The organism is Mesorhizobium sp. M8A.F.Ca.ET.218.01.1.1 (assembly GCF_004791165.1).
Classification (GTDB): Bacteria; Pseudomonadota; Alphaproteobacteria; order Rhizobiales; family Rhizobiaceae; genus Mesorhizobium.
On sequence record NZ_SRUZ01000001.1, the window covers coordinates 252,571 to 276,613 of the forward strand.

The window sequence follows — 24,043 nt, forward strand, 5'->3', positions numbered from 1 at the left end:
TTTCAAATAAGAACAATTATGCGTAGATTGTCAATTATCCAACTCCCGATGAACGGGAGGAAAACAGGGAACGGCACGATGAAATCCAAATCCGCAGGCAACAGAATCCGCCATATGCTGATGAGCACAGCGCTGATCGCAGCGTTTGCCACGGCGAACGCACCGGCCTTCGCCGATGTCGTCAAGATCGGCCTGCTGGCGCCGATCACCGGCCCTGCCGCGGCGGACGGCCAGGAATTCCAACGCGGCGTGCAGATGGCGATCGATGAGGCGAACGCCGCCGGCGGCGTTGCCGGCAACACGTTCGAACTGGTGGTCGGCGACGTCAAGGATCAGTCCGCCGGCAACGTCACCAGCGCGGTCGAACGCCTGCTTGGCGATCCCGGCGTGCAATTCATGCTCACCGGCTACGCCAGCCTGACGAATTTCGAGATCGACAACATGGCGGAGGCCGAGATGCCCTACATGCTGGCGGCCACCTCTCAGCAGACCAGGGACATCATCGCGCCGAGCCCCGACAAATACATGTGCTGCTGGTCCCTGACGCCATCCTTCGACGCCTACAATACCGACGTCACCCTGTTCGTCGAGAAGCTCGCGGCCGACGGCAAGATCACCTTGCCGACCAAGAAGGTCGCCATCATCTCCTCCGACAATGCCTATTCGAAGACCATCTCCGAAGGCATGAAGAAGACCTTCAAGGAGAAGGGCTGGACCATCACGGTCGACGAGATCGTGCCGTTCGGCGAAGTGACCGACTGGCGCCCGATCCTGGCCAAGGTGCGCGAGAACGTTCCCGACGTCGTCATCAACACCGACTATCTGCCGGGCAATTCGGCGTCCTTCCTGAACCAGTTCCTCGAGCAGCCGACCAAGAGCCTGGTCTTCCTGCAATATGCGCCGAGCGTTCCGGAGTTCGTCGAACTCACGGGCAAGAAGTCGAACGCTGTCATCTACAATCTTCTGGGCGGTGCCCTGACGACGCCGAAGAACCCGCGCGCCGACGAGGTAGCGGCCAAATTCAAGGCCAAATACGGCGTCGAAAGCGGCACCTATGGTGTCGGCCTCTATGAAATGACCAATGTCTATTTCGACGCGGTCAAGAAGGTCGGCGGCGCATCCGACCATGCGGCGATCATGAAGGCGCTGTCGGAGACCGACAAGCAAGTCGCTGAAGGCCGGCTGAAATTTGATCCCGCCACGCATCTCGCGACGCAGGGCGACGACTATATCCCGATCACCTTCTTTCAGATCTGGGACGGCCAACGCACGCTGATCTCGCCGGAAAAATACGCCACCGGCGCCTTCAAGCCGCAGCCCTGGATGCAGTGAGGCATGGCTCTGCTTGAACTGGACGACGTGTCGAAGGCCTTCGGTTCGCTGAAGGCCGTCGATGGCGTGTCGTTCAAGGTCGAGGCCGGCGAAATTTTTGGCATCGCCGGTCCGAACGGCAGCGGCAAGAGCACGCTGTTCAACATCATCACCGGCATCCCGTTCGGGCCGGACAGGGGCCACATCCGTTTTGACGGGACCGCGATCAACGGCAAGCCTGGACATGCCATCGCGCGCCTTGGCCTTGCCCGCACCTTTCAGCGCGAGACCAGCTTCGACGGGCTGACCGTATTCGAGAACGCGTTGATCGGCGCCAGCTACGGCCGGCAGGAGAAAGCGGCGGCCGCCGCCCGAGACGCGGCGGCCGAGGCATTGGAATTCGTTGGGCTGGGGCCTGCGTCCTTCGGGCGGCTGGCCGGCGAGCTTTCCGTCTTCGAACGCAAATGCCTGATGCTTGCCACCGCCATCGCCATGAAGCCCCGCATGCTTCTGCTCGACGAGCCGGCGTCGAGCCTGACCAAGCCCGAGATCGAGACGTCGATCGGGCTGATCCGCCGCACCGCCGAGCGCGGCATCACCATCCTCCTGATCGAGCACGTGCTGACCTTTCTGATGAGCTTGTCGCGGCACCTTCTGGTGCTCAACAATGGTCGCGTGCTCGCCGCCGGCGAACCCGAGAGCGTGATTGCGGACCAGCGCGTCATCGAAGCCTATCTCGGAACCCGGAGGGCGGTGGCGTGAATCCCATCCTCACCGTCGAAGGCATCACCGCCGGCTATGGCCGCGTCACCGTGCTGCACGACATTTCGATGGACGCCGGCCGCTTCGGCAATGTCGGCCTGTTCGGCCCGAACGGCCATGGCAAGACCACGCTGCTGCGCGCCATCTCCGGTCTTCTGCGGCCGAAGAGCGGCCGCATCCTGTTCGACGGGCAAGACATAACAGGCCTCAGCGCCCGCGCCATCGTCGGCACCGGCCTGATCCATGTGCCGCAAGGCAACCGGCTGTTTCCCGACCTCTCCATCGCCGACTGCATGGCGCTGGGCGCCTATTCGCCGCGTGCCCGCCCACATGAGGCGGAGAACCGCGAGAAGGTGATCAGGCTGTTCCCCAAACTGGCGGAACGCTGGCGCCAGCGCGTGCGCACGCTGTCTGGCGGCGAGCGCCAGATGGTGTCGATCGGCACGGCGCTGATGAGCGATCCACGCCTGCTGATCCTCGACGAGCCGACGCTTGGGCTGGCGCCCAAGATCAAGGACGAGCTCTGCGCCTCCGTCATGGACATTTCGCGCGGCGGCGTGCCGCTCATCGTCGTCGAGCAGGACATCGAATTCCTGCTGGAGCTGACGCAGCAACTCTACCTCGTCAACCATGGCGCGGTGGCGACCGAGATCAAGCCGGGCGAAAGCCTCGACCACGGCGAGATCATGTCGATGTATTTCGGACACTAGGAACGTCGAATGAGCGCATTGGCGGAAATCCTGTTCGGCGGCCTGTTCCAGGGCTCGCTCTACGCCATGATGGCGGTCGGGCTGGCTTTGGTCTGGACGACGATCGGCGTGTTCAACTTCAGCCATGGCGTGTTCATGATGCTGGGCGCCTATATCGCCTGGCAGCTGGTCGAGTTCGGGCTGCCGGCGGCAGTGGCCTTTCCAATCGCTGTCGTCGTCATGGCCGGTGTCGGCTGGATCCTGCAGGCGAGCGTCGTGCGGCCGCTGATCGGCCGGCCCAACATCGTGCTGGTCGTCGTCATCACCACGCTTGCCGCCGGATCGCTGATCGAGAACGGAGCGCTCACCATCTGGGGGCCGCGCTCCAAGCAGATCCCGGCGCTGATCGACGGCAACGCCACCATCGGCGGCGTCGGCGTTTCGCTCCACCAGATCGCCATCATCGTCATCACGCCGCTGATCCTGGCGGCACTGTGGATGTTCCTCAACCGCACGCGGCTCGGATTGGCGTTGCGTGCGGTGGCGCAGAACGAGGATGCCAGCCATCTGGTCGGGCTGAACGTCACCGCGCTCTATGGGCTCGCCTTCGCCATCGCCGCATCGCTGGCGGGGCTCGCCGGCATCTTCATGGGCGGTTATCGTTTCATGTCGCCGGTGATGGGCTCGGACCCGCTGCTCAAGGCGCTGATCGTCGTCGTGTTCGGCGGCATATCGAGCATATCGGGACCGATCTTCGCCGCCTATCTGATCGGCTTCTTCGAGGCCGCCTGCAGCTATTATTTCGGCCTCTACTGGACGCCGGCGATGCTGTTCGGCGTGCTGATCCTGACCCTGATGGTGCGCCCCGAAGGCATTTTCGCCAGCCGCTCGCGAGGCCTCGCATGACCGACACGACTTCGCCGATCACCCAGATCCGTACAGCTGCGGCAACCCCGATCGCACCCGGCCGCACGCCGTGGAAGCACGAAGCCGTCGGCTTCGTACTAGGCTTCGCACTGCTGGCACTGTTGCCGCTGGTCTTCGGCGACACCTATGCCCGCCACATCCTGATCATGGCCTTCATCTACGCCATCGTGGCGTCGAACTGGGACCTCAGCCTCGGCTATGGCGGCGTCTTCAATTTCGGCCATCTGGCGCTGTTCGGCATTGGCGTCTACGCCTACAGCCTGCTCACCAAGCTGGCCGGGTTCGACCCGTGGATCGCGCTTCTTGCCAGCGGCATCATCGCCACGCTTGCCGCGATCGTGGTGACCATCCCGATCCTGCGCCTGAAGGGCATCTATATCATCCTGGTCACCTTCGGCTTCGCGCAATTGGTCATGCAGGTGATCCTCAGCCAGTCCGACATCACCGGTGGCACGCAAGGGATCGTGCGTATCCCCGGCCTCTACTGGTTCGACCACAACATGGTCCGCGACGCCAAATTCGCCTATTTCTACATCGCGCTGGCGCTGCTGGTGGCGAGCACGCTGTTTCTGCGCGTGTTCGTGCGCTCGCGCGCCGGCGCCAGCATCGTGGCGTTGCGCGACAATGAGGAATATGCCATCAGCCGAGGCGTCTCGATCGTTCGCCAGCGCATGCTGACGCTGGCGGCAAGCGCCTTCTTCACCGGCATTGCCGGCGCCTTCTACGCCGCCTACCAACGCAATGCCTCGATCGACGTGTTCGGCATGAGCCTGGCGACCATCATCCTGTCGATGGTGCTGCTGGGCGGCACCAGCACCATCTATGGTGCCGTCGTCGCCTCCTTCGTGCTGACGATCTTCGCCGAGTGGATGGCCGATTTCGGGGCATGGCGCCCGATCATCACGGCGGTGCTGATCATCGGCGTCATGCTGGCCTATCCCAGCGGACTGGCCGGCATGATCAGGTCGGCATGGGGTGCGGTCGCCGGGCGGGTCAAGCGCCCGGCCTGACCGCCGGAAAAGTTAGCTCCGCTCAGCGCACGCCGCACCAGTCGATCACCGAAGCGGCGATAACCTTGGCGGTCTCGACAACCGATTCCACCTCGACATATTCGTTGGCGCCATGGAAGCCGTCGCCCGACGGGCCGAAGATGACGCCGTCGACGCCGGCGCCGGCATAATGCGCGGCATCGCACACGGCGACAAAGCCGCTTGCCTTCGGCGTCTTGCCGATAGCGGCCTTGCGTTTCATCAGCGACGTCACCAGCGGATGGTCGACCGGGGTGTTCATGGGCGGGAAATGCAGCCCGCCGAGCTCCCATTGGATGGTCGGCGGGTTGTCGCGCAGCCAGGCGTCGGCCTCGGCGAAATGATGGACGAACTCCTCGAAGTCGCGGCGGTATTCCGACGAGTTTTCGTCCGGCAGGAATTTCATGTCGAGGTCGAGCACCGCGACATCGGGAATGATGGCCGGATTGGTCATCACCGTCGGCAGGCCATGTTCGCCAAGGCCCGTTCCGCCATGCATGACACCGATGTTGATCGTGTTCATGCCGACCGGCAGCAGCGGATGAGATTTCGCCCGTGTCCGGTCCAACTCATATTGGCGGACGGCGGCGATGAACCGCGCCGCGATCTCGATCGCGTTGACGCCCGGCTTCAGCCGGCCCTTGTCGTGCCTCTGCGGATAGATTTCGTTGTAGCGCAGCGCCGAATGCGCGTTGCGGCCACGGATCGTCACCCGCGCCCACTCAAGCCCGCCCTCGACCGGCAGGACATCGCCCCAGGTCGGCTCGGCGACCAGCACCGCCTTGGCGAGCTTGCCCTTCTTCACCGCATCCATGGCGCCGAAGCCGCCGGCCTCCTCGTCGACGACGGAGTGGATCGCCAGCCGCCCCTGCAGCGTGATGCCTGCCTTGCGGATCGCGTGCGCGGCGGCGACGCAAGCCGCGACGCCGCCCTTCATGTCGACCGCGCCCCGGCCATAGAGCCGGCCGTCAGTGATCTCACCGCCGAACGGATCGACCGACCAGTCCTTCATCTCGCCGACCGGCACGACATCGATGTGCCCGCACAGGATCAGGCTGCGGTCTTCGCTTCCAGCCCATTCGCCGACCAGATTTGGCCGGCCGGGCAAGGCGTCCCATTGTTCGGTCTTGAAGCCATCGTGCTTCAAGATCGGCTCCAAGAGCGCCTGGACGTCCGCCTCGCGATTGATCGCCCGATTGGCTTCGAATTTGGGATTGACCGAAGGGATGCGGACCATGTCGCGGACCAGGCCGATCAGCCAGTCGCGGTCGGCCTCGATTTCAGCCTGCGCGGCATCGATGATGGTCTGGATATCGGCCATGATTGTTCCTTCCTCGCATCGCCGCGCCGGGCGCTTCGACGCTATTTCCTCGGGGTTCTTGGTTTGGTGGTTTCGGTGTCGAAGGGCGACAGGCCGGCATCGAGGGTAACGGCATTGGCGCTGCGGATCTTCTCGATGTCCTCGATGCGCTTGCGTACCCCGGCGCCATGGCCTTCCAACGCATGGGCAAAAACGGTTTCCATCTGCGCGACGGCGGTCGCCAGCGTGTCGAAGGGCGAGTTGGCGTCGATCGCCGCGACCATGGTCAGGTCGGCTACGTCAGCGATCGGCGACAGCCACACATCGGTGAACAGCAGGACGGAGACGCCGCGTTCTTTCGCCTGCTGTGCAAAACTCACCACGTCCGACTGGTAGCGCCGGTAGTCGAACACGACGAGAAGGTCGCGCTTGCCAAGGTCGATCAACAGGTCGAAATCGGCGGGGCTCAACGAACCGATGTCGCGCACGCCGGAGCGGAACTGCAGAAGGTAACCGGCAAGCATGGAGGCGATATGGCGGCTGAAACGGCCGCCCAGCAGCACGACCTGGCCCTTGGTCTCGAGCAGCAGGTTGACGGCGCGCGTATAGGCCTGCAGGGGCACCGCCGTGCGCGTACGCTCCAGACTGTCGGAAACCGAATGGAAATAGGCCAGTGCCGTGCCTTCGCTGGAGCCGCCCGGACGCTTGGCCTCCATCATCAGCAGCGGCGAATGCAGCCGGGATTCCACTTCCGTGAGCAACCGGGCCTGGAAATCGGCAAAGCCGACATAGCCGAGCTTGGTCATCAGCCGCGTCACGCTCGGGTCGCTGACGCCGGCGCGACGCGCCAGCCGGGTCGCTGTTCCCAACCCCGACATCGGATAATCGGCAAGCAGGACCTGAACGATCTTTTCTTCCGCCGACGTGAACGCCAAGGTGGCGTTGGCCAGTTCTTCGCGGATCGACATGGTCATCGCCTCTCGCCGGGGAAAGACGATTATCTTACAATTTCATGCCTGATTGTCAAATTTGGATAATATCTTACAGGCTTGCAGAGTCGACCTATCTGAAGCTGGCGATGGGCAGGAATTTCACCGCGGAGCCGGTGAAGCGGCGGTGATCGGACGTCTTTCCTCGTGGCTGGAATCCATCGAGATAAACCTGCTCCGGCGCCGTGCGGATGAAATTGGCGGCAATGACGGGCGCCGCCATCGAGCCGGCTCCTGCGCTGCCGCGACCGCTTTCACGCGGACGGCCGGTCAATGCCGCGGGTACAATGACGGCGGTGCCCTTGGGGTCGAGACGTGGCTGGACACGGTCGGCCTTGGGGCTTGTCCTGGCACGATCTTCGGGTTTCGACGCCGGGACCGCAATCGGCTGGCCAGCCAGCGGATCGAGATTGTCATCGGCGTGATGCGTGGCGAGCAAGGCGCCGATTGCATCGGCGGGTTTGGCCGCCTCCGGCTGTCGCGCAGGCCCCGTCCGGCCTTCGGGCCGCCATGTCGGGACAGGGATGTTGAGCGCCACCATGTTCGGACCGGCAATCGCGAGAGCGGCGCCAGCCTTGCCCGAGGCAGTTTCGGCGCCGGCCGCCGGTTCAGCCCGCGCCGGAGATGCGCTGGCTACGCCGAGCGGCACGGTTTGCGGGGTTGGAATGCCTGCAGCGAGCCCGGTGCGCGGTGCGAAAGCGGGTACCGGCACCGTGCCGGGCGCCATCGCCATGACGATCGCTTCGGGCGTCTTCGCGGGCGTTTCTTCGGGGGAAACCATCTGAATGTCCGCCCGCTGGGCTGCCTCCGGCGCCACGATAGCGATGCCCTGTCCGGCCAGCTTCGGTTCAACGACCGTCTTGGGGTCACCGGCCGTCTTGGAGTCAACCGGCTTCGCCGGCTTGCGTGGCGCAGGCGCCACTTCCGCGGCATCGTCGGCTTCGTCCGTGCCGCGCCCACCCAACAGCGACGCCAGCAGGCCGCGCGCCGGCCTGCGTTGGCCGCCGTCGGCGCTTGCCAGTTCGATGTTGGGCGTGCCGGCGGCCTTGCGCGATTTGTAGGCGGCAAACGCTTGATCGTAGCCGGGCAGCGGCTTGCCGTCGCTCGGCACATGGAGCGTATTGCCGTTGGGGAAGACCCTGGCCAGTTCCTGGCGGCTGATGCCCGGCCAATGCCGCACATTGCCGACGTCCATGTGGATGAAGGGCGAACCGGAAGTAGGGTAATAGCCGACGCCGCCGCCCTGCATCTTCAGGCCGATGTCGCGCAGCTTCTTCAGCGGCACATCCGGCAGGAAGAAATCCATGGCGCGGCCAACCATGTGCTGGCTTTCGCGGGCCACCCCTTTCGAACGGCCGCGCAGCATGGCGTTGGTCGCCGGCGAGCGATAGGCGCTGACCACATGGATATAGCTGGTCGAGCCGCTGGCGCGATAAGCCTGCCAGACCAGGTCGAGCAGACGCGGATCCATCCTGGTCGGCTCGTTGCGGCGCCAGTCGCGCAGCATGAAGTTGATCTTCTTCAGGCCCGCCTGATCGTAACGCCCGTCGCGCTTGAAGACGATCTCGGCCTTCTCGCCCGTATGGAGATGCTGAATTCGCAGGGCGCGCGTTTCGGCGAACGCATCGGTGATGCACATGCAAAAGAAAGCGGCCATGAAAGCCTGCAACCGGGTCCAGAAGCGGAAACCGCCGGGCGCGTTCTGTTGGCTTTCAATCACGTTCATGCCTTGCACATCGTTCCTGTTTCGGGCGATTTGACGTCCTCGCCGGAGGCGGAGCCTTCTTTTCAGCACCCTTCCCGGCGCTGCTGACCAGGCGGACAGGCCAGACTTGACCAGGCGGACAGGCCAGCCATTCCACAACACGTCATGTCGAAGAACAGCATCTTGGTTAACGAATCGTGTCAGGCGGCTTTTCGACTGGAGGTTGCCGCCCCCCGCCTTTGGGGAAAGCCACGTTGTCTTCCGGCTGAACGCGCCAACACAGGCAGGCCGACCGACAGGAAACCTTTCATGCAAGTTGGCCGTTGTAGCTGGAAGAGAGGAGAAGTTGAATGGCATCCGTCCGGTACATCGTTTCGAACGTCGACAAGGCGGTCGCGTTCTATCGAGACAATCTCGATTTCAAGACCGACAAGCACAATCCGGGCAAGTTCGCCGCGCTGTTGCGCGACGACTTGACGCTGTATCTCAGCGCCCCAGGTGCGGGGAGCGGTGGTCAGGCGGGCGGCGATCCAAAGCCGGGCGGGTGGAACCGATTTATGATCATTACGACCGAGATCGATGTCCTCATCGAGCGGTTGCGCCGCACTGACGCAAGATTCCGCGGCAAGATCAGCGACGGCGGTGCCGGCCGCGCCATCTTGCTCGAAGATCCCTCCGGCAACGTTATCGAGCTATTCGAGTTCAAGAAGGATCGAGCCTGATTTAGAGCTGGTGGCGACGCTGGTTTTGATCGCCTTCGCCGTGCTGACAATGTCAAGCTTATGTGTACCACCCGGCGTACCAGGCGGCAAAAAGACCAAGGTAGGGGTTCCCAATCAATGGGATAGACTGGTGCTGCGAGAGAGGATTGAACTCTCGACCTCTCCCTTACCAAGGGAGTGCTCTACCACTGAGCTACCGCAGCCGCCGATGGCGGGGCTTCTGCCATATCGAACCGGCAAGCGCAAGGCCAAGAACAACGCTTCTGTGAAAGCCTTTGCCGGATAGCTTTCTATGACATGGCGGTGCCACAATGTTGGCTATCCCTGAATGGCGGGTTGGCTGGCTGCCAGCCGGGGCAGGACGATGAACGACAAGACAAATCCACCGAAAAACAGCGGAACGACCCGCAAGAACCGGCTCGCCGAGCAGTTGCGAGCCAATCTCCAGAAGCGCAAGGCGCAGTCGCGCTCGCGCCGTAGTGGCGACGCCGACAAGCGGCGCGCCGGTGAGGCCGACCAGCGGCCCGACGGGCTCGGCGCGGCAAAGGAAATGCAGAAAGATTAACTCAAATCGGCCACTCTTGGACGGGATGCTCGGAAATCCTATTTCTTGAACCATACCGGCCAATGGTCTAGACGGGCCGACACTCAAACGATTGAACCGGCCTTTTCTGGCCGAGAGGGACATTCTCCAATGGATCGCATCAGAATCGTCGGCGGCAACAAGCTTGCCGGAAGCATTCCGATCTCGGGCGCGAAAAACGCCGCCCTGCCGCTGATGATCGCCTCGCTTCTGACCGACGACACGCTGACACTCGAAAACGTGCCGCATCTGGCCGATGTCGAGCAACTGATCCGCATCCTCGGCAATCATGGCGTCGACTATTCGGTCAATGGCCGCCGCGAGAAGCAGAATGAGGGCTATTCGCGCACCATCAACTTTTCCGCCCGCAACATCGTCGACACGACAGCTCCTTACGAGCTGGTGTCCAAGATGCGCGCCTCGTTCTGGGTGATCGGGCCGCTGCTGGCCCGGATGGGCGAGGCCAAGGTGTCGCTGCCCGGCGGCTGCGCCATCGGCACGCGCCCGGTCGACCTGTTCCTCGAAGGCCTGCAGGCGCTGGGCGCCGATATCGATGTCGACACCGGCTATGTCATCGCCAAGACCCGCAATGGCCGCCTCGTCGGCAACCGTTACATCTTCCCCAAGGTCTCGGTCGGCGCAACCCATGTGCTGATGATGGCGGCATCGCTCGCCAAGGGCGAGACGGTGCTGGAAAACGCCGCCTGCGAGCCCGAGATCGTCAATCTCGCCGAATGCCTCAACGCCATGGGCGCCAGGATTTCCGGCGCCGGCACGCCGACCATCACCATCGACGGCGTCGAAGCGCTGTCGGGGGCGCGCGTGCGCGTCATCCCCGACCGCATCGAGACTGGCACCTATGCCATGGCCGTGGCGATGACCGGCGGCGACGTCGTGTTGGAAGGCGCACGGCCGGAGCTGCTGCAGACCGCGCTCGACGTGATTTCGCAGACGGGCGCGGAGATCACGCAGACCAATTCCGGCATCCGCGTGAAGCGAAATGGCGCCGGGATTTCGCCGGTCGACGTGACGACGGCGCCCTTCCCGGCCTTCCCGACCGATCTGCAGGCACAGTTCATGGGCCTGATGACCATGGCCAAGGGCAAGTCGCGCATCACCGAGACGATCTTCGAAAACCGCTTCATGCACGTCCAGGAACTGGCGCGGCTCGGCGCCCACATCACGCTTTCGGGCCAGACTGCGATCGTCGACGGCGTGGCGAAGCTGAAGGGCGCGCCGGTCATGGCGACCGATCTTCGCGCTTCGGTCTCGCTGGTCATCGCCGGTCTGGCCGCCGAAGGCGAGACCACGGTCAACCGCGTCTACCATCTCGATCGCGGCTTCGAGCGGCTGGAGGAAAAGCTTTCCAATTGCGGCGCGGTGATCGAGCGGATTTCTGCCTGACGATCCGCGGTCGCTTGGCGAAATCATCTGCAAAGCGTTCCTTCTCCCGTCACCATACGGGGAGAAGTGCCCGGCAGGGACAATGAGGGGTGCGCAAAACCTGCGGCAAATGCCTCTGGCGGTATTCCTGTCGCGGTTGCACCGATCGGAAAGACCGCCTAACAGAAAGGCTGATTGCCAACCTCTGGGTGTGAAATCCGCATGGCCTTAAAACTCATTGCGCTCGACGATCAGGATCTGAGCATCGTCTCGGCCCATCTCCAGGACGCCGTGATGAAGGTCTCGGACCTCGAATTCCTGCCCAAGGCCAAACGGTTCGTGCTGACCATGAACCGTTTCGTGTGGGAGGCCAAATCCGGCCTGTTTCGCCAGCACAATGAGCGGCGGCAGGCGGTGCTGCATTTCGACCGGGTGCTGGGCGCCAAGACCAACGGCATTGCCCGCGACAAGCCGGCCGAAATCCTCTCCCTGCTGGCGATCAGCTTCATCGAGATCAGCAAGCCGGCCGGCATCGTCGAACTGATCTTCTCGGGTGGCGGTACCATCATGCTCGACGTCGAATGCATCGAGGCCCGCCTTGCCGATATCGGCGGTGCGTGGGAAGCCACGTCGCGCCCCATCCACAGGGCTTGAGCATACAATGGCCATCACGCTTCGCCAGTCCGACGCCGATTTCGAGCAGCGTTTCGCCGCCTTCCTCATGACCAAGCGCGAGGTATCGGCCGATGTCGACGCCGTGGTGCGCGACATCATCGCGCGCGTGCGCGCCGAGGGCGACACGGCACTGATCGACTACACGCAGAAATTCGGCGGAGGCGACCTCGCCGCGCTAGGCATTGCCGTCTCGGCGGAAGACATCGCCGGCGCCTATGCCGAGGCCGATCCGGCCACGGTCGAGGCGCTGAAATTCGCACGTGACCGCATCCGGTCCCATCACCAGCGGCAAAAGCCGCAGGACGAACGCTACACGGATGCCGCCGGCGTCGAGCTCGGCTCGCGCTGGACCGCGATCGAGGCGGTCGGACTCTATGTGCCGGGCGGCACGGCAAGCTATCCGAGTTCGGTGCTGATGAACGCCGTGCCGGCCAAGGTAGCAGGCGTCGAGCGCATCGTCATGGTCGTGCCGGCACCGCACGGTGTCGTCAACCCGCTGGTGCTGGTGGCGGCGGATATATCAGGCGTCTCCGAAATCTACCGCGTCGGCGGCGCGCAGGCGATCGCCGCACTTGCCTATGGCACGCAGACGATCAAGCCGGTGGCCAAGATCGTCGGTCCCGGCAATGCCTATGTGGCCGCGGCCAAGCGGCGCGTGTTCGGCACGGTCGGCATCGACATGATCGCCGGGCCGTCGGAAGTGCTTGTGGTGGCCGACGGCGGCAATGATCCAGAGTGGATCGCGGCGGACCTGCTTGCCCAGGCCGAGCATGACGTGTCGGCGCAGTCGATCCTGATCACCGACGATCCGGCATTCGGCGAGGAGGTCGAACGGGCGGTCGAGCGTCAGTTGCAAAGCCTCTCGCGCGGCGATACGGCGGCGCAGAGCTGGCGCGATTTCGGCGCCGTCATCCTGGTTCCGACGATCGAAGCGTCGTTGCCGCTGGTCGACCGCATCGCGGCCGAGCATGTCGAACTGGCCATCGACGATGCCGAAGGCTTCCTCGCGAAGATGCGCAATGCCGGTGCCGTCTTCCTCGGCCGCCACACGCCGGAAGCCATCGGCGACTATGTCGGCGGCTCCAACCATGTGCTGCCGACGGCGCGCTCGGCGCGCTTCTCGTCGGGCCTGTCGGTCCTCGACTTCGTCAAGCGCACCTCGGTCCTGAAGCTTGGGCCGGAACAGTTGCGCATGCTGGCACCGGCGGCGATCGCACTCGCGCGGGCGGAAGGGCTCGACGCGCATGGCCGCTCCGTCACTATCCGGCTGAACATGTAGGCCGGCATGACGGGCTCCGATCAAACCCGCGCAAAACTGATCGATGTCGAACTCGATGAATCGATCGGCCGTTCGACGCCCGATGTCGAGCATGAGCGGGCGGTGGCGATCTTCGACCTGATCGAGGAGAACCATTTTCAGCCCGTCAACGACAGCGGCACGGGTCCCTACCGGCTGAAGCTGTCGCTGGCCGAGTCCCGTCTGGTCTTTGCCGTGGCACGCGAGGACGGCGCCGCCGTCGTCACCCACATCCTGTCGCTGACGCCGCTCAGGCGCATCGTCAAGGACTACTATATGATCTGCGAGAGCTATTACGACGCCATCCGCTCCTCGACGCCGAGCCATATCGAGGCGATCGACATGGGCCGCCGTGGCCTGCACAATGAGGGCTCGCAGACGCTGATGGATCGGCTCTCCGGCAAGATCGACATCGACTTCGACACGGCGCGACGGCTGTTCACGCTGGTCTGCGTGCTGCACTGGCGGGGCTGACCCTGGCCCCCGGCGCCCTGCCCCGCTCGGTCCTGTTCCTGTGCGGCATGAATGCCGTGCGCTCGCCGATGGCCGAGCAGCTGGCGCGCCGGATGCTGCCCCCCACCATTTTCGTCGCCTCGGCCGGTGTGCGCGCCGGCGAACGCGACCCGTTCGTCGATGCCGTGCTTGCCGAGGACGGCCTGACGCTTGGCGAACGTCATCCACGGACGCTGGACGATCTCGAGGACGACTATTTCGACCTGATCGTCACACTGGCGCCGGAGGCGCACCATGCCGCGCTCGAACTCACCCGCTCGCTTGCCGTCGAGGTGGAATACTGGCCGACGCCGGACCCGACCGATGCCGGCGGCACGCGCGAACACATCATGGCCAGCTATCGCGACGTCCGCGAGCGGCTGAAGTTGCGCATAGGCCGACGTTTTTTGCTTCCAGGAGCAAAAAACGCGACGGATTAAGCGTGTTCACAAGCGAACGATTATCATATAGGTTCCGCCGAAATTCCGGCCAGAGTCGGAAGTAGAGCATGATCCGAAAACCGCTTCACACTTCTCGGCATCATGCTCTAGGCGCCGAAACTGCCATCCAAGCAAAGGTATCGAATGCCGAAGGAAGAAGTCCTCGAATTTCCGGGTATCGTCACGGAATTGTTGCCCAACGCGATGTTCAGGGTGAAGCTCGAAAACGAACACGAGATCATCGCCCATACGGCCGGCCGCATGCGCAAGAACCGCATCCGCGTGCTGACCGGCGACAAGGTTCTGGTCGAAATGACACCATACGACCTGACCAAGGGCCGCATCACCTACCGTTTCAAGTAAGATCAAGACCCGAGCGCGATGAGCATTTTGCAAAAGCTGGTGCTTGCCTCGGGTTCGCCGCGCCGCATCGAACTCTTGCAGCAGGCCGGCATCGAGCCTGACCGTATCCTGCCAGCCGATGTCGACGAAACGCCGCTGCGTGCCGAGCACCCGCGCTCGCTGGCCAAGCGCTTGTCGAAGGAAAAGGCCGAGAAGGCGTACGCGTCGCTGAAGACCGAGACCGACTATGCGCCGAGTTTCGTGCTGGCCGCCGACACGGTGGTTGCCGTCGGGCGGCGCATCCTGCCCAAGGCCGAAACGCTGGACGATGCCGCCAACTGCCTCGGGCTCTTGTCCGGCCGTTCTCACCGGGTCTATTCAGGCATCTGCCTGATCACGCCGGGCGGCAAATTGCGCCAGCGGCTGGTCGAGACGCGGGTGCGTTTCAAGCGGCTGCCGCGCGAGGAGATCGACGCGTATGTCGCCTCGGGCGAATGGCGCGGCAAGGCCGGCGGCTATGCCGTGCAAGGCCTCGCCGGCTCCTTCGTCGTCAAGCTCGTCGGCTCCTACACCAACATCGTCGGCCTGCCGCTCTATGAGACGGCGACGCTGCTGTCGGGCGAAGGTTTCAAGACCCATCAAAACTGGTCGTCCGCGCGACCATGAGCCTGGACGACAAAGTCACGCCGCTGCGGCCCAAGCGCCCGTGCCCCGAATGCGGCAAACCGTCGGCGCGCGAGACCTATCCGTTCTGCTCGACGCGCTGCAAGGACATCGACCTCAACCGCTGGCTGAAGGGCGCCTATGTCATCTCGGCCCGCGACGACGAGGAAGAACCCGACGCCGACGATCCAAAATAAGGCCAGGCCATCAGCGCGGGCCAGACTTTCGATCAGGCTTCTGGCGAGCCCGCAGGGCCATTGGAGTCCGACTGCAAAAAGAATCTGTCGAGGAGGGGAATGCAGGCCGCCCCAAGGCCGGCTGCCTGCCGGTCCGACGTGCCCTCCCTGACGAAGAGAGACGCAAGATCGCTGGCGCCGATGGCCGTGAGCTTTTCCCTGATCTCCCTCACCAGCTCGGCTCTCACCCATTGCGGCATGAGGCCGTCCAGAACGATGCCCCTGAATGTGGCAAGCGCCGACGCCGAATGGACCGCCAGCGATATGCTGGACGAGGTTGCCTCAATCCATTTCCTGAGTTGCGGGTCAGGGGCGCGAGACCCTGGCGCCAGGCCGACATCGTCAACCGAAACCGATGTGCCGAGCGGTGCCACGCCGCCGGTCGCAGATGGCACCAGGATACGTCCGATCCCAGGCCTTGCATCGCGGCGCGAGAAGCCGAGCCGACCATGTTGGACAATGCCTCCGTCAAGCGAATGCCCGATGAAGATATAGAGGAAGTCGGGCGCGCCTCCGGCCAGCCCATAGGCCAGTTCCGCGCTGCATGCCGCCACCGCATCCCGGTCGAGATAGATCGATAGATGTGTTTCCTTGCCCAACTGCAGGGCCAGGTCCTCAAACTCGGCCCACGCGCTCTCCGGACCGTCCGTGCCCTTGCCGTTGGCAACCGCCGCAAGAATATCCGAAGCTACCGCTATGCCGATGTCCTCCAGCCTCGCGTGCTGGGCTGAGGTCAGGCGCGAGCGCATCTCGGCAATCGCCGTATATGCGATGCGTGCTATTTCACCCATTTCGCCCGCGCCGTACGACAGCCTTCGCTGCTCCAGGACCCCGCCGACAAAATCGACCAGTGCGATGTCCGCATGGCGCAGCCCCAGCCGCAGGCCAAGAAACAGCGCTCCCTCGGGATTGATCGACATCGGGACCGACGGCTGTCCGACCTTGCCTTTGACGGGCCTTCCCGCCACCAGCAGTCCTTCCGCCTCGAGGGAGCGGACGATGACGGACGCGGTCTGCTTGGTGAGCCCGGTGATCTCGGCGATCTGAGCTTTGGACAGTTGACCGTGTATCCTGATCAGCGACAGGGCAAGACGTTCATTCGACGCGCGGAGGCCGACCTGGTTCGCGCCCCTGTAACCTGAATAAATACCGTTCGGGCTCGTTCGGGCAGAGCTTGCGCCACCTATACGTCCGGTCACAGTGATACCCCAATAAGGACGCGCCCGCCGACCTTGGTGTTGGCGGACGCAGATACGACCCTTGGCAAGGATTTGCAGGAGGAGGGCAAATAAGTCAATCGAAATTACCTATTGACTTGGTCTGCGACCTGAAAGTAGCTGGCATGGACCAAAGACGAGGGAAGCGAAGATGATACGCGGCGACTGGATCGCAACATGGACTGCCAGCCCTATGAATATCTGGGCCGCCGACATGGTGATCCCAGGGTTCTACAACCAGACGGTTCGCGAGATTGCCCGCATCAGCGTCGGAGGCCGGCGGTTAAGGATACGGGTGTCGAACGAGTTCGGCAGCGCACCGATCGTCATCAACGCGGCGCACGTCGCACTTGCGGGCGAGGACGGAGCCATCCAGCCCCTGACAAGCCGCCCCCTCACCTTTGGCGGCGAGGCGACCGCCTCGATTGCGCCGGGCGCTCCACTGTTCAGCGATCCCGTGGAACTGGCAACGCCCGCGCTGTCCCGGCTTGCCTTGAGTTTCTATGTGAGCGGCCATCTTCCGGTGGAAACCCATCATTACGAGGCGCAGCAGACGGCATTCATATCCATACCGGGGAATTTCGCCGCCTCCGAACTCCTGCCGCTTCAGCAAACCACCACCAGCCGCTACTTCGCTTCAGCCATCTATGTCGACGCAAAGGAAGGATCGCGCGCGATTGCCTGCTTCGGCGACTCCATCACCGACGGCTACGGCTCGCAGATAGACGGCGACAGGCGGTGGCCGGACATTCTGAGCGAGCGGCTCAGCGCCGGCACCGCGACGCAGGACCTGGCCGTGCTCAATCTTGGTATCGGCGGCAACCGGCTTCTGAGCAATCGCCGCGGCACGAAGGCTTTGGAGCGGTTCGACCGCGATGTGCTCAGCCTGCCCAGGGTGTCGCATCTCATCATTCTGGAGGGCGTCAACGACATAGGCTGGCCCAACACCGCGCTTGCGGGCGCCGATGAGGCCGTAACGGCAAAACAAATCATATCGGCGATCCGGCAGCTTGCCGTGCGCGCCGAGACTGCCGGCATTCGCGTCATACTGGGGACCCTGACCCCATTCGAAGGAACAACATCGGAATCGCCGGTCGGCGATTTCTACACGCCCGAGAAAGAGAAGGTTCGCGGCGCCGTCAATGCATGGATCCGAAAGGCCGAGGGCGTTTACGGCTTTGTCGACTTTGATGCCGCCGTTCGCGATCCCGGCCGGCCAACCAGGCTTCTCCCAGCCTATGATTGCGGCGATCACATCCACCCGAGCGACGCAGGCTACAGGGCCATGGCGCAAGCCATCGACATGGCCCTGTTCGAATAGGCGAACAATTAGTAAGTCATTATGACTTATTATTGACACCCGCCATTGTTTGTTGCATAACGTCCTCGAACGCTGGCGAGCCGTGACTGCAAGCGTCAATGGGAGGATTTCATGCGAACCAATAGTCTGCGGTTGTCGCGCATAGCGCTGGCATGCACATTGAGTGCCTTCACCGCCTTCGGACCAGCGGCTGCTGGAGCGGCGGACCTTTCCTCGATCCTTTTCGTCAACCCGCTGCCCAAATATCCGGCGTGGCGGCTGATCGGCGACTGCGTCGCCAATCGGGCGAAGGAGCTGAACATTCCCACGACCGAATCCGGTCCGACCACCGGCAATCTCGATGCCACCGTCATGATTCAGCAAATTCAGCAGGGCATCGCCAACAAGGCGGGAGCGATACTGACTTTTCCGGCGACGGCGGGATTTGTTCCCGTGCTCCAGCAGGCGGGGAAGGCCGGCATCATGGTCGGCACGTTCTATGGTGCTTCCGGAACGGAATCCGGTTCGAACGTGAACATCGGTGCGAACTTCACACGGGTCGGCGAAATCTTTGTCGAAGCGATAGCAAAGCGCGAGGGGCCGCAGCATGTCGGGCTGATGGCGCAGGGACCAAGCGGCGCGGCCAAAGCCTTCGTCGACGGGTTCACCGCGGCGGCCGTGAAGACCCAGAACGTCACCGTGTCCGCTGTGGTCTACACCAATGACGATGCCAGTAAGGCGCTTGACCAGGCCAATGCCCTTTTGACGGCGCATCCCGAGGTCAACGTCATCGCCTCGCATATGGGAACCGCCACGCAGGGCGGGACCGCTGCCATCAAGTCAAAGGGCCTGACCGGCAAGGTCGTATTCGTCGCCAACGGGACGGCAGGTGGGGGCGAGCAAGGACTTGCCGACGGCACCGTCTACAAGTTGATGCTGCAGGATCTCTGCACGGCGGGTTCCAAAATGGTCGATTCCGTCGCGGCCATCGCTCGCGGCGAGGCGGTTCAGCCGCAGATCGATGTTGGCGTGCGCATGTTCGACGCGAGCGACTACAAGGCGTATCTCGCCAAGGGATGGCAGTGATGGCAATCGCCCAGCCGGACATTCCGGCACCCGCGCTGGAGATGCGCGGGGTGGGCAAGTCGTTCGGCAACGTCAAGGCGTTGTCGAATGTCGATATCACCGCCGGGGTGGCCGAAATCCATGCCATTGTCGGCGACAATGGCGCGGGCAAGTCGACCACGCTCAAGATCATGTGCGGGATTTTCCGTCCGGATCAGGGGCAACTGCGACTGGGCGGAAAGTCGGTTGAGATACGGGACGCGTCGGCGGCCCATCACCTCGGCATCTCGGTTGTTCATCAGGACCTCGCCCTTGTCGAATGCCTGGACATCGCCACGAACATGGCTTTGGGAGCCATTCCGCGCAGGGGGCGCTTCCGGCTGGACCGTCGCCGCATGGAGACGGAAGCCGCCAAGGTGCTGGACGACCTGAAGATAAGGGTCGGCTCGGTCCGCACGCAGATCGGGCTCCTTTCTGGTGGCGAACGTCAAATCGTCGCCATAGCCCGTGCGGTTCGGATGGATCTTCCGATCATGCTTCTCGACGAGCCGACCGCGGCACTGGGAGTCCGGGAGACGGCCCATGTGGGAGAAATCCTCGGCGAACTCCGGCAGCAGGGGAAAGCCGTCATCTGCATCAGCCACGACATGGATTTCGTGTTCCGCAACAGCGACAGCATCACTGTCATGCGGCTGGGGCGCTCGGTCGCGACGCGACGCACCAAGGATACCAGCCGTGATGAAATCATCGGACTGATTACAGGTGCGATCCAGGGCGACACTGCCAGTTCCGATCCAACTTTTGCCTGAACGAGGGAACCAGACCGTGGCCAGCGAACAGGCAGAACACCAATCTTCGACAGCCTCTCAAGGTGTCCTTTCGGAATTGATGTTGCGTCAGGAAACGACATTGCTGGCGGTCATCGTGGCGGTTGGGATCGTTGCCACGCTTCGCAACCCCGCATTCCTCAACCCGGCAAATCTCACCGACATCGCCCGCGCGGCGGTGATCTATTTCGTCATGGGCTGCGGCGCTTCACTGCTCATGATCGGAGGCGGGCTCGATTTCTCCGTGGGCGCCGTCTTTACGCTTGGCGGCATCATCTGCGCGTGGTTGTTGGTGTGGGGAGCGCCCTGGCCGCTCGCCGTCCTGGCGGGCGTGGCGGCTGGTGCCGCCGTCGGATACGTCAACAGCGTGATCATCGAGCGGCTGCACGTGCCTCCGATCATAGCGACGCTCGGCACATTCTTCATCGTCGGCGGGCTATGTGTCCAATTCACTGGCGGAGAAGACATTGTCCCGCTGCCCGAAACGTTTCAGGCCCTGGGTCAGGGAGCCGTGCTCGGCGTCCCCTACATCGTTCTCTATGCCATCGCGCTGGGACTGCTTTTCTGGTTCCTGCTCGAGCAGACGCCGTTCGGTGTCGAGACACGCGCGCTGGGTGGCAATCGCAAGGCCGCGATCGCCAACGGCCTCAAGGTCAACAGGCTCGATACGATCCTCTACGTCACCGCCGGCGCCACCGCCGGCCTTGCCGGTGTCATCTACGCTGCGCGCGTTGGAAGTGGCCAAGTTGCCGCCGGCGGACCCTCGGTCACACTCTCGGTCGTCACGGCCGTGCTCATAGGGGGTATAAGCTTGCTCGGAGGCTTGGGCACAATCACCGGCGTTGCGGTCGGGGCCCTCTTGCTATCGGCGATCGATAACGCCCTCATCGTTGCCAGCGTGCCGCCCCAATACAACAGCATCATCATCGGCGCGATCCTTATCTGCGCAGTGGCGGTTGATCACATGCGCAGGGAACGTCTGTACAAGCGCCGCCGGTGAGGTCTTCCCGGAGTTGCCCTGCTCAGGCCGCGTGGGTCTTGCGGCTTGTCCGCGCCCAGGCCGGCAGCCAGTCGCCGTGGGCGGCCAAGAGATCATCGACCAGCGACCAGATCTGGTCGAGGTCGAGTTCGGCCGCCGTGTGCGGATCCATCATCGCCGCGTGGTAGATGTGTTCGCGGTTTTCCGTCATCAGCGCCCGCACCGTCAGTTCCTGGACATTGATGTTGGTACGGATCAGCGCCGTCAGTTGTGGCGGCAGGTCGCCTATATAGGTCGGCTGAATGCCGGACGCGTCGACCAGGCACGGCACTTCGGCGGCGCAATCGCGGGGCAGCGAGGTGATGCAGCCATTGTTGCGGACATTGCCGTAGATCACCGACGGCTCGCCGGTCCAGACTGAATTCATGATCGAGGAGGCATACTCCTTGGACTCCTCGACCTCGATGCGCTGGGCCGAGCGGTAGGCCTGTGCCTGGTCCTTCCAGCGCTCGATCTGCTCGACGCAGCGCTTGGGATATTCATCGAGCGGAATGCCGTATTTCTCGATCAGATCGGGGCGGCCGTCCTTGATGAAATAGGGCGTGTATTCGGCGAAATGCTCCGAGCTTTCGGTGACGAAATAGCCCAGCCGGGTCAGCATCTCGTAGCGCACCTTGTTAGGACAGCGCGGGTTCCAGCCGGGCTTCGGCGCGCGGCCCTCGCGATAGGCGCGCACCAGGTCGGGATAAAGATCGCGGTAGGATCCGTCCGGCTGGCGATGCTCGAACTTCAGATAGAAGGCCATGTGGTTGATACCGGCCGAGTGGTAACGAATCTCGTCGTAGGGAAGGTCGAGGTCGTGCGCCAGTTCCATGGCCGTGCCTTGCACCGAGTGGCAAAGCCCGACCTGCCGGATCTCGGGATATTTCTCCGATATCGCCCAGGTGTTGATCGCCATCGGGTTGACATATTGCAGCATGATCGCCTGCGGGCAGACGGCGAGCATGTCCTCGCAGATCTTCCACAGATGCGGCACGGTCCTGAGGCCGCGCATGATGCCGCCAACGCCGAGCGTATCAGCGATGGTCTGGCGCAGGCCGTACGTCTTCGGCACCTCGAAATCGGTGACGGTGCAGGGCTCATAGCCGCCGATCTGGAAGGCGACTACGACGAAATCGGCGCCCGCCAGCGCCATACGCTGGTCCGTGTAGGTCTCGGCCTTCGCCTTGACGCCAAGCGTGGCGATCAGCTTGTTGACGACGACCGCGCTTTCTTCCAGCCGCTGCGGGTTGATGTCCATCAGCGCGATCGTGGCGCCCGAAAGCGCCGGCCGCTGCAGCACGTCGCCGACGATGTTCTTCATGAACACCGTCGAACCGGCGCCGATGAAAGTGATCCTGGGATGTCTTGCCACGTTAACCTCCGGCATGTGTTCAGGCCACGTCGAAAGCGGCCCTGACGAGCCGTTCGGTGTAGGCGGTCTTGGGATTGGTGAGGACCTCGTCGACGGGTCCCTGCTCGACGATCTTGCCGTGCTGCATGACGATGACGCGGTGGCACAGCGCGCGCACCACCTTCAGGTCGTGCGAGATGAACAGGTAGCTCAAGCCGCGCTCGTCCTGCAACTTGCGCAAGAGATCGATGATCTGCGCCTGGACGGACAGGTCGAGCGCCGATGTCGGCTCGTCGAGCAGAATGAATTCGGGTTCGAGCGCGATGGCCCGCGCAATCGCGATACGCTGGCGCTGGCCACCGGAGAATTCATGCGGAAACCGCGACAGGATATCGCCCGGCATGCCGGCGCTGACCAGCGCCTCGCGCACCCGCTCGACCCGCTCGCGCCACGTGGCGCCGATGCTGTTGACGATCAGCCCTTCCTCGATGATCTGGCCGATCGTCATGCGCGGGTTGAGCGAGGAAAACGGGTCCTGGAAGACGATCTGCATGCGCGAGCGCAACGGCCGCATCTGCGTCCGCGACAGGCCATGGATCGGCTGGCCGTCGAAACGGATCTCGCCGCGTTTGGCGTCGGTCAGCCGCAGCAAGGCCTGGCCGAAGGTGGTCTTGCCGGAACCGGATTCGCCGACCAGTCCCAGCGTCTCGTGGCGGCAAAGCTTGAGATCGAGATCGTCGACCGCGACCAGTTCACGCCAGTCCGGTTTGAGAAACGTGCCATGGCGCAGCATGAAGCAGACGCGCACGCCATCCGCCTCGAGGATGGTGCCTGAGCCCTCCGGCAGCGGTTGCGGGCGTCCCCTTGGCTCGGAGGCAAGCAGCCGCTGGGTGTAGGGATGCCGCGGATCGGCGAACAGCCGTTCGGTGACGTTGTGCTCGCACATTTCGCCATGCTGCATCACATAGACATAGTCGGAAAACTTGCGCACCACGGTGAGATCATGGGTGATCAGGATCACCGCCATCCGCAGCTCTTGCTGCAGATTGCGGATCAGGTTGAGGATTTGAGCCTGCACCGTGACGTCGAGCGCGGTCGTCGGCTCGTCGGCGATCAGCACGTCGGGATTGTTGGCGAGCGCCATGGCGATCATCACGCGCTGGCGCTGCCCGCCCGAGAGCTGGTGGGGATATTGCTTGAGCCGCGCTTCGGGTTCGGGGATCTGCACATGCCGCAAAAGTTCGAGCGCCCGCGCCCAGGCTTGCTTGCGGCTCACCTTGCGATGCACCCTGATCGCCTCGACGATCTGGCTGCCGACCGTATAGATCGGGTTGAGCGAGCTCATCGGCTCCTGGAAGATCATCGAGATGCGGTTGCCGCGCAGCTTGCGCCGGGCGCTCTCGGGGAATTTCAGGATGTCCTGTCCGTCGTAACAGATGCTCGATTTCGGCGACACGGTGGCCCGCCGCGACAGCAGGCCCATGACGGTGCGCGCCGTCACCGACTTGCCGGAACCGGATTCGCCGACGATCGCGATCGTCTCGCCGCGATAGAGCTGGAACGAGATGTCCTTGACCGCTTCGACCACGCCGTGTTCGACCTTGAAGGCGACCTCGATGTTGCGGGCGTCGATGACGGGCTCTCCCTGGCGCCCATCATGGTCGAGGCGGAAGGCTGGTGCGAAGGGCTCGGCGAGTACGATGGTCATCCCGGTCCCC

Annotated in this window: 25 protein-coding genes and 1 tRNA gene; 19 read left to right on the plus strand and 7 right to left on the minus strand. The window is 63.4% G+C overall.

Annotated elements, in window-relative coordinates:
* Nucleotides 1-78 precede the first annotated feature (78 nt).
* The 5 genes from EN861_RS01235 to EN861_RS01255 are packed head-to-tail and all read left to right on the plus strand — an operon-like array spanning nucleotide 79 to nucleotide 4,699.
* Nucleotides 79-1,332, plus strand: coding sequence for an ABC transporter substrate-binding protein (locus EN861_RS01235; RefSeq protein WP_135861925.1), 1,254 nt, complete (start codon nucleotides 79-81; stop codon nucleotides 1,330-1,332).
* 3 nt (nucleotides 1,333-1,335) lie between these two features.
* Nucleotides 1,336-2,073 carry an ABC transporter ATP-binding protein gene (locus tag EN861_RS01240; protein WP_135861928.1) on the plus strand — a complete coding sequence of 246 codons (738 nt, stop codon included), beginning with the start codon at nucleotides 1,336-1,338 and terminating at the stop codon, nucleotides 2,071-2,073.
* Entirely contained in the window at nucleotides 2,070-2,783 is a 714-nt protein-coding gene (locus tag EN861_RS01245; protein WP_135861930.1) for an ABC transporter ATP-binding protein, read from the plus strand. Before EN861_RS01240 ends, EN861_RS01245 begins: the two co-directional genes overlap by 4 nt.
* A gap of 9 nt (nucleotides 2,784-2,792) precedes the next feature.
* On the plus strand, nucleotides 2,793-3,668 hold the full coding sequence (locus EN861_RS01250) for a branched-chain amino acid ABC transporter permease (RefSeq protein WP_135861931.1): 876 nt from the start codon (nucleotides 2,793-2,795) through the stop codon (nucleotides 3,666-3,668).
* Nucleotides 3,665-4,699, plus strand: coding sequence for a branched-chain amino acid ABC transporter permease (locus tag EN861_RS01255; protein ID WP_135861933.1), 1,035 nt, complete (start codon nucleotides 3,665-3,667; stop codon nucleotides 4,697-4,699). The genes EN861_RS01250 and EN861_RS01255 overlap by 4 nt, the downstream gene beginning before the upstream one ends.
* 22 nt (nucleotides 4,700-4,721) lie before the next feature.
* On the opposite strand, the gene EN861_RS01260 is transcribed toward EN861_RS01255, so the two are convergent.
* The 3 genes from EN861_RS01260 to EN861_RS01270 form a co-directional block, all read right to left on the minus strand.
* A complete protein-coding gene (locus EN861_RS01260) occupies nucleotides 4,722-6,038 on the minus strand; it encodes an ArgE/DapE family deacylase (RefSeq protein WP_135861935.1) in 1,317 nt (438 codons plus the stop codon).
* Between the two features lie 41 nt (nucleotides 6,039-6,079).
* The gene (locus EN861_RS01265; protein WP_127870837.1) at nucleotides 6,080-6,985 is read right to left on the minus strand and encodes a MurR/RpiR family transcriptional regulator; all 906 of its coding nucleotides are present in this window, start codon (nucleotides 6,983-6,985) and stop codon (nucleotides 6,080-6,082) included.
* Nucleotides 6,986-7,079: 94 nt separating this feature from the next.
* Nucleotides 7,080-8,732 (minus strand): DUF882 domain-containing protein, encoded by a 1,653-nt coding sequence (locus EN861_RS01270; protein ID WP_135861937.1) that lies wholly within the window; start codon nucleotides 8,730-8,732, stop codon nucleotides 7,080-7,082.
* A gap of 329 nt (nucleotides 8,733-9,061) precedes the next feature.
* Between EN861_RS01270 and EN861_RS01275 the strand changes: the two genes are divergently transcribed.
* On the plus strand, nucleotides 9,062-9,433 hold the full coding sequence (locus tag EN861_RS01275; protein WP_127279568.1) for a VOC family protein: 372 nt from the start codon (nucleotides 9,062-9,064) through the stop codon (nucleotides 9,431-9,433).
* A 128-nt stretch (nucleotides 9,434-9,561) separates the two neighbouring features.
* On the opposite strand, the gene EN861_RS01280 is transcribed toward EN861_RS01275, so the two are convergent.
* Nucleotides 9,562-9,636, minus strand: a tRNA-Thr gene (locus EN861_RS01280).
* 161 nt (nucleotides 9,637-9,797) lie between these two features.
* On the opposite strand from EN861_RS01280, the gene EN861_RS01285 reads away from it, so the two are divergent.
* From EN861_RS01285 to yacG, 9 genes are all read left to right on the plus strand, one after another.
* Complete coding sequence (locus EN861_RS01285; RefSeq protein ID WP_127279569.1) at nucleotides 9,798-9,998, plus strand: hypothetical protein; 201 nt, start codon at nucleotides 9,798-9,800, stop codon at nucleotides 9,996-9,998.
* Nucleotides 9,999-10,127: 129 nt separating this feature from the next.
* Nucleotides 10,128-11,420, plus strand: a complete 1,293-nt coding sequence (gene murA, locus EN861_RS01290) for a UDP-N-acetylglucosamine 1-carboxyvinyltransferase (protein ID WP_127279570.1) — start codon at nucleotides 10,128-10,130, stop codon at nucleotides 11,418-11,420.
* Between the two features lie 201 nt (nucleotides 11,421-11,621).
* Nucleotides 11,622-12,053, plus strand: coding sequence for a DUF2948 family protein (locus EN861_RS01295; protein WP_127279571.1), 432 nt, complete (start codon nucleotides 11,622-11,624; stop codon nucleotides 12,051-12,053).
* Between the two features lie 7 nt (nucleotides 12,054-12,060).
* On the plus strand, nucleotides 12,061-13,353 hold the full coding sequence (gene hisD, locus EN861_RS01300; RefSeq protein ID WP_127279572.1) for a histidinol dehydrogenase: 1,293 nt from the start codon (nucleotides 12,061-12,063) through the stop codon (nucleotides 13,351-13,353).
* Between the two features lie 6 nt (nucleotides 13,354-13,359).
* Nucleotides 13,360-13,845: a UPF0262 family protein gene (locus tag EN861_RS01305; RefSeq protein ID WP_127279573.1), complete on the plus strand. Its 486-nt coding sequence runs from the start codon at nucleotides 13,360-13,362 to the stop codon at nucleotides 13,843-13,845.
* Nucleotides 13,833-14,303: a low molecular weight phosphatase family protein gene (locus EN861_RS01310; RefSeq protein ID WP_127870835.1), complete on the plus strand. Its 471-nt coding sequence runs from the start codon at nucleotides 13,833-13,835 to the stop codon at nucleotides 14,301-14,303. Before EN861_RS01305 ends, EN861_RS01310 begins: the two co-directional genes overlap by 13 nt.
* 144 nt (nucleotides 14,304-14,447) lie before the next feature.
* A complete protein-coding gene (gene infA, locus EN861_RS01315) occupies nucleotides 14,448-14,666 on the plus strand; it encodes a translation initiation factor IF-1 (RefSeq protein ID WP_006329283.1) in 219 nt (72 codons plus the stop codon).
* Between the two features lie 18 nt (nucleotides 14,667-14,684).
* Entirely contained in the window at nucleotides 14,685-15,311 is a 627-nt protein-coding gene (locus tag EN861_RS01320) for a Maf-like protein (RefSeq protein WP_127276802.1), read from the plus strand.
* Nucleotides 15,308-15,505: a DNA gyrase inhibitor YacG gene (gene yacG, locus EN861_RS01325; RefSeq protein ID WP_127276804.1), complete on the plus strand. Its 198-nt coding sequence runs from the start codon at nucleotides 15,308-15,310 to the stop codon at nucleotides 15,503-15,505. The genes EN861_RS01320 and yacG overlap by 4 nt, the downstream gene beginning before the upstream one ends.
* 32 nt (nucleotides 15,506-15,537) lie before the next feature.
* Here the strand turns inward: yacG and EN861_RS01330 are convergent, their stop codons facing one another.
* Nucleotides 15,538-16,743 (minus strand): ROK family transcriptional regulator, encoded by a 1,206-nt coding sequence (locus EN861_RS01330; RefSeq protein ID WP_127276806.1) that lies wholly within the window; start codon nucleotides 16,741-16,743, stop codon nucleotides 15,538-15,540.
* Nucleotides 16,744-16,954: 211 nt separating this feature from the next.
* Here EN861_RS01330 and EN861_RS01335 point away from each other — a divergent pair, with 211 nt between their 5' ends.
* From EN861_RS01335 to EN861_RS01350, 4 genes are all read left to right on the plus strand, one after another.
* Nucleotides 16,955-18,082 (plus strand): SGNH/GDSL hydrolase family protein, encoded by a 1,128-nt coding sequence (locus tag EN861_RS01335; protein WP_189343531.1) that lies wholly within the window; start codon nucleotides 16,955-16,957, stop codon nucleotides 18,080-18,082.
* Between the two features lie 111 nt (nucleotides 18,083-18,193).
* Nucleotides 18,194-19,147, plus strand: coding sequence for a sugar ABC transporter substrate-binding protein (locus EN861_RS01340; protein WP_135861942.1), 954 nt, complete (start codon nucleotides 18,194-18,196; stop codon nucleotides 19,145-19,147).
* A complete protein-coding gene (locus EN861_RS01345) occupies nucleotides 19,147-19,935 on the plus strand; it encodes an ATP-binding cassette domain-containing protein (RefSeq protein ID WP_210212409.1) in 789 nt (262 codons plus the stop codon). The genes EN861_RS01340 and EN861_RS01345 overlap by 1 nt, the downstream gene beginning before the upstream one ends.
* Before the next feature lie 16 nt (nucleotides 19,936-19,951).
* Nucleotides 19,952-20,953: an ABC transporter permease gene (locus EN861_RS01350; RefSeq protein WP_127276812.1), complete on the plus strand. Its 1,002-nt coding sequence runs from the start codon at nucleotides 19,952-19,954 to the stop codon at nucleotides 20,951-20,953.
* Nucleotides 20,954-20,975: 22 nt separating this feature from the next.
* Here the strand turns inward: EN861_RS01350 and EN861_RS01355 are convergent, their stop codons facing one another.
* Complete coding sequence (locus EN861_RS01355) at nucleotides 20,976-22,346, minus strand: alpha-glucosidase/alpha-galactosidase (RefSeq protein WP_135861944.1); 1,371 nt, start codon at nucleotides 22,344-22,346, stop codon at nucleotides 20,976-20,978.
* Between the two features lie 19 nt (nucleotides 22,347-22,365).
* Nucleotides 22,366-24,033, minus strand: a complete 1,668-nt coding sequence (locus EN861_RS01360) for an ABC transporter ATP-binding protein (RefSeq protein ID WP_135861946.1) — start codon at nucleotides 24,031-24,033, stop codon at nucleotides 22,366-22,368.
* Between the last annotated feature and the right edge of the window lie 10 nt (nucleotides 24,034-24,043).

Coding starts and splice junctions, on each gene's coding strand:
- EN861_RS01235 (WP_135861925.1), top strand. CDS start 79: ATGAAATCCAAATCCGCAGGCAACAGAATCCGCCATATGCTGATGAGC.
- EN861_RS01240 (WP_135861928.1), top strand. CDS start 1,336: ATGGCTCTGCTTGAACTGGACGACGTGTCGAAGGCCTTCGGTTCGCTG.
- EN861_RS01250 (WP_135861931.1), top strand. CDS start 2,793: ATGAGCGCATTGGCGGAAATCCTGTTCGGCGGCCTGTTCCAGGGCTCG.
- EN861_RS01255 (WP_135861933.1), top strand. CDS start 3,665: ATGACCGACACGACTTCGCCGATCACCCAGATCCGTACAGCTGCGGCA.
- EN861_RS01260 (WP_135861935.1), bottom strand. CDS start 6,038: ATGGCCGATATCCAGACCATCATCGATGCCGCGCAGGCTGAAATCGAG.
- EN861_RS01265 (WP_127870837.1), bottom strand. CDS start 6,985: ATGTCGATCCGCGAAGAACTGGCCAACGCCACCTTGGCGTTCACGTCG.
- EN861_RS01270 (WP_135861937.1), bottom strand. CDS start 8,732: ATGAACGTGATTGAAAGCCAACAGAACGCGCCCGGCGGTTTCCGCTTC.
- EN861_RS01275 (WP_127279568.1), top strand. CDS start 9,062: ATGGCATCCGTCCGGTACATCGTTTCGAACGTCGACAAGGCGGTCGCG.
- EN861_RS01285 (WP_127279569.1), top strand. CDS start 9,798: ATGAACGACAAGACAAATCCACCGAAAAACAGCGGAACGACCCGCAAG.
- murA (WP_127279570.1), top strand. CDS start 10,128: ATGGATCGCATCAGAATCGTCGGCGGCAACAAGCTTGCCGGAAGCATT.
- EN861_RS01295 (WP_127279571.1), top strand. CDS start 11,622: ATGGCCTTAAAACTCATTGCGCTCGACGATCAGGATCTGAGCATCGTC.
- hisD (WP_127279572.1), top strand. CDS start 12,061: ATGGCCATCACGCTTCGCCAGTCCGACGCCGATTTCGAGCAGCGTTTC.
- EN861_RS01305 (WP_127279573.1), top strand. CDS start 13,360: ATGACGGGCTCCGATCAAACCCGCGCAAAACTGATCGATGTCGAACTC.
- infA (WP_006329283.1), top strand. CDS start 14,448: ATGCCGAAGGAAGAAGTCCTCGAATTTCCGGGTATCGTCACGGAATTG.
- EN861_RS01320 (WP_127276802.1), top strand. CDS start 14,685: ATGAGCATTTTGCAAAAGCTGGTGCTTGCCTCGGGTTCGCCGCGCCGC.
- yacG (WP_127276804.1), top strand. CDS start 15,308: ATGAGCCTGGACGACAAAGTCACGCCGCTGCGGCCCAAGCGCCCGTGC.
- EN861_RS01335 (WP_189343531.1), top strand. CDS start 16,955: ATGAATATCTGGGCCGCCGACATGGTGATCCCAGGGTTCTACAACCAG.
- EN861_RS01340 (WP_135861942.1), top strand. CDS start 18,194: ATGCGAACCAATAGTCTGCGGTTGTCGCGCATAGCGCTGGCATGCACA.
- EN861_RS01345 (WP_210212409.1), top strand. CDS start 19,147: ATGGCAATCGCCCAGCCGGACATTCCGGCACCCGCGCTGGAGATGCGC.
- EN861_RS01360 (WP_135861946.1), bottom strand. CDS start 24,033: ATGACCATCGTACTCGCCGAGCCCTTCGCACCAGCCTTCCGCCTCGAC.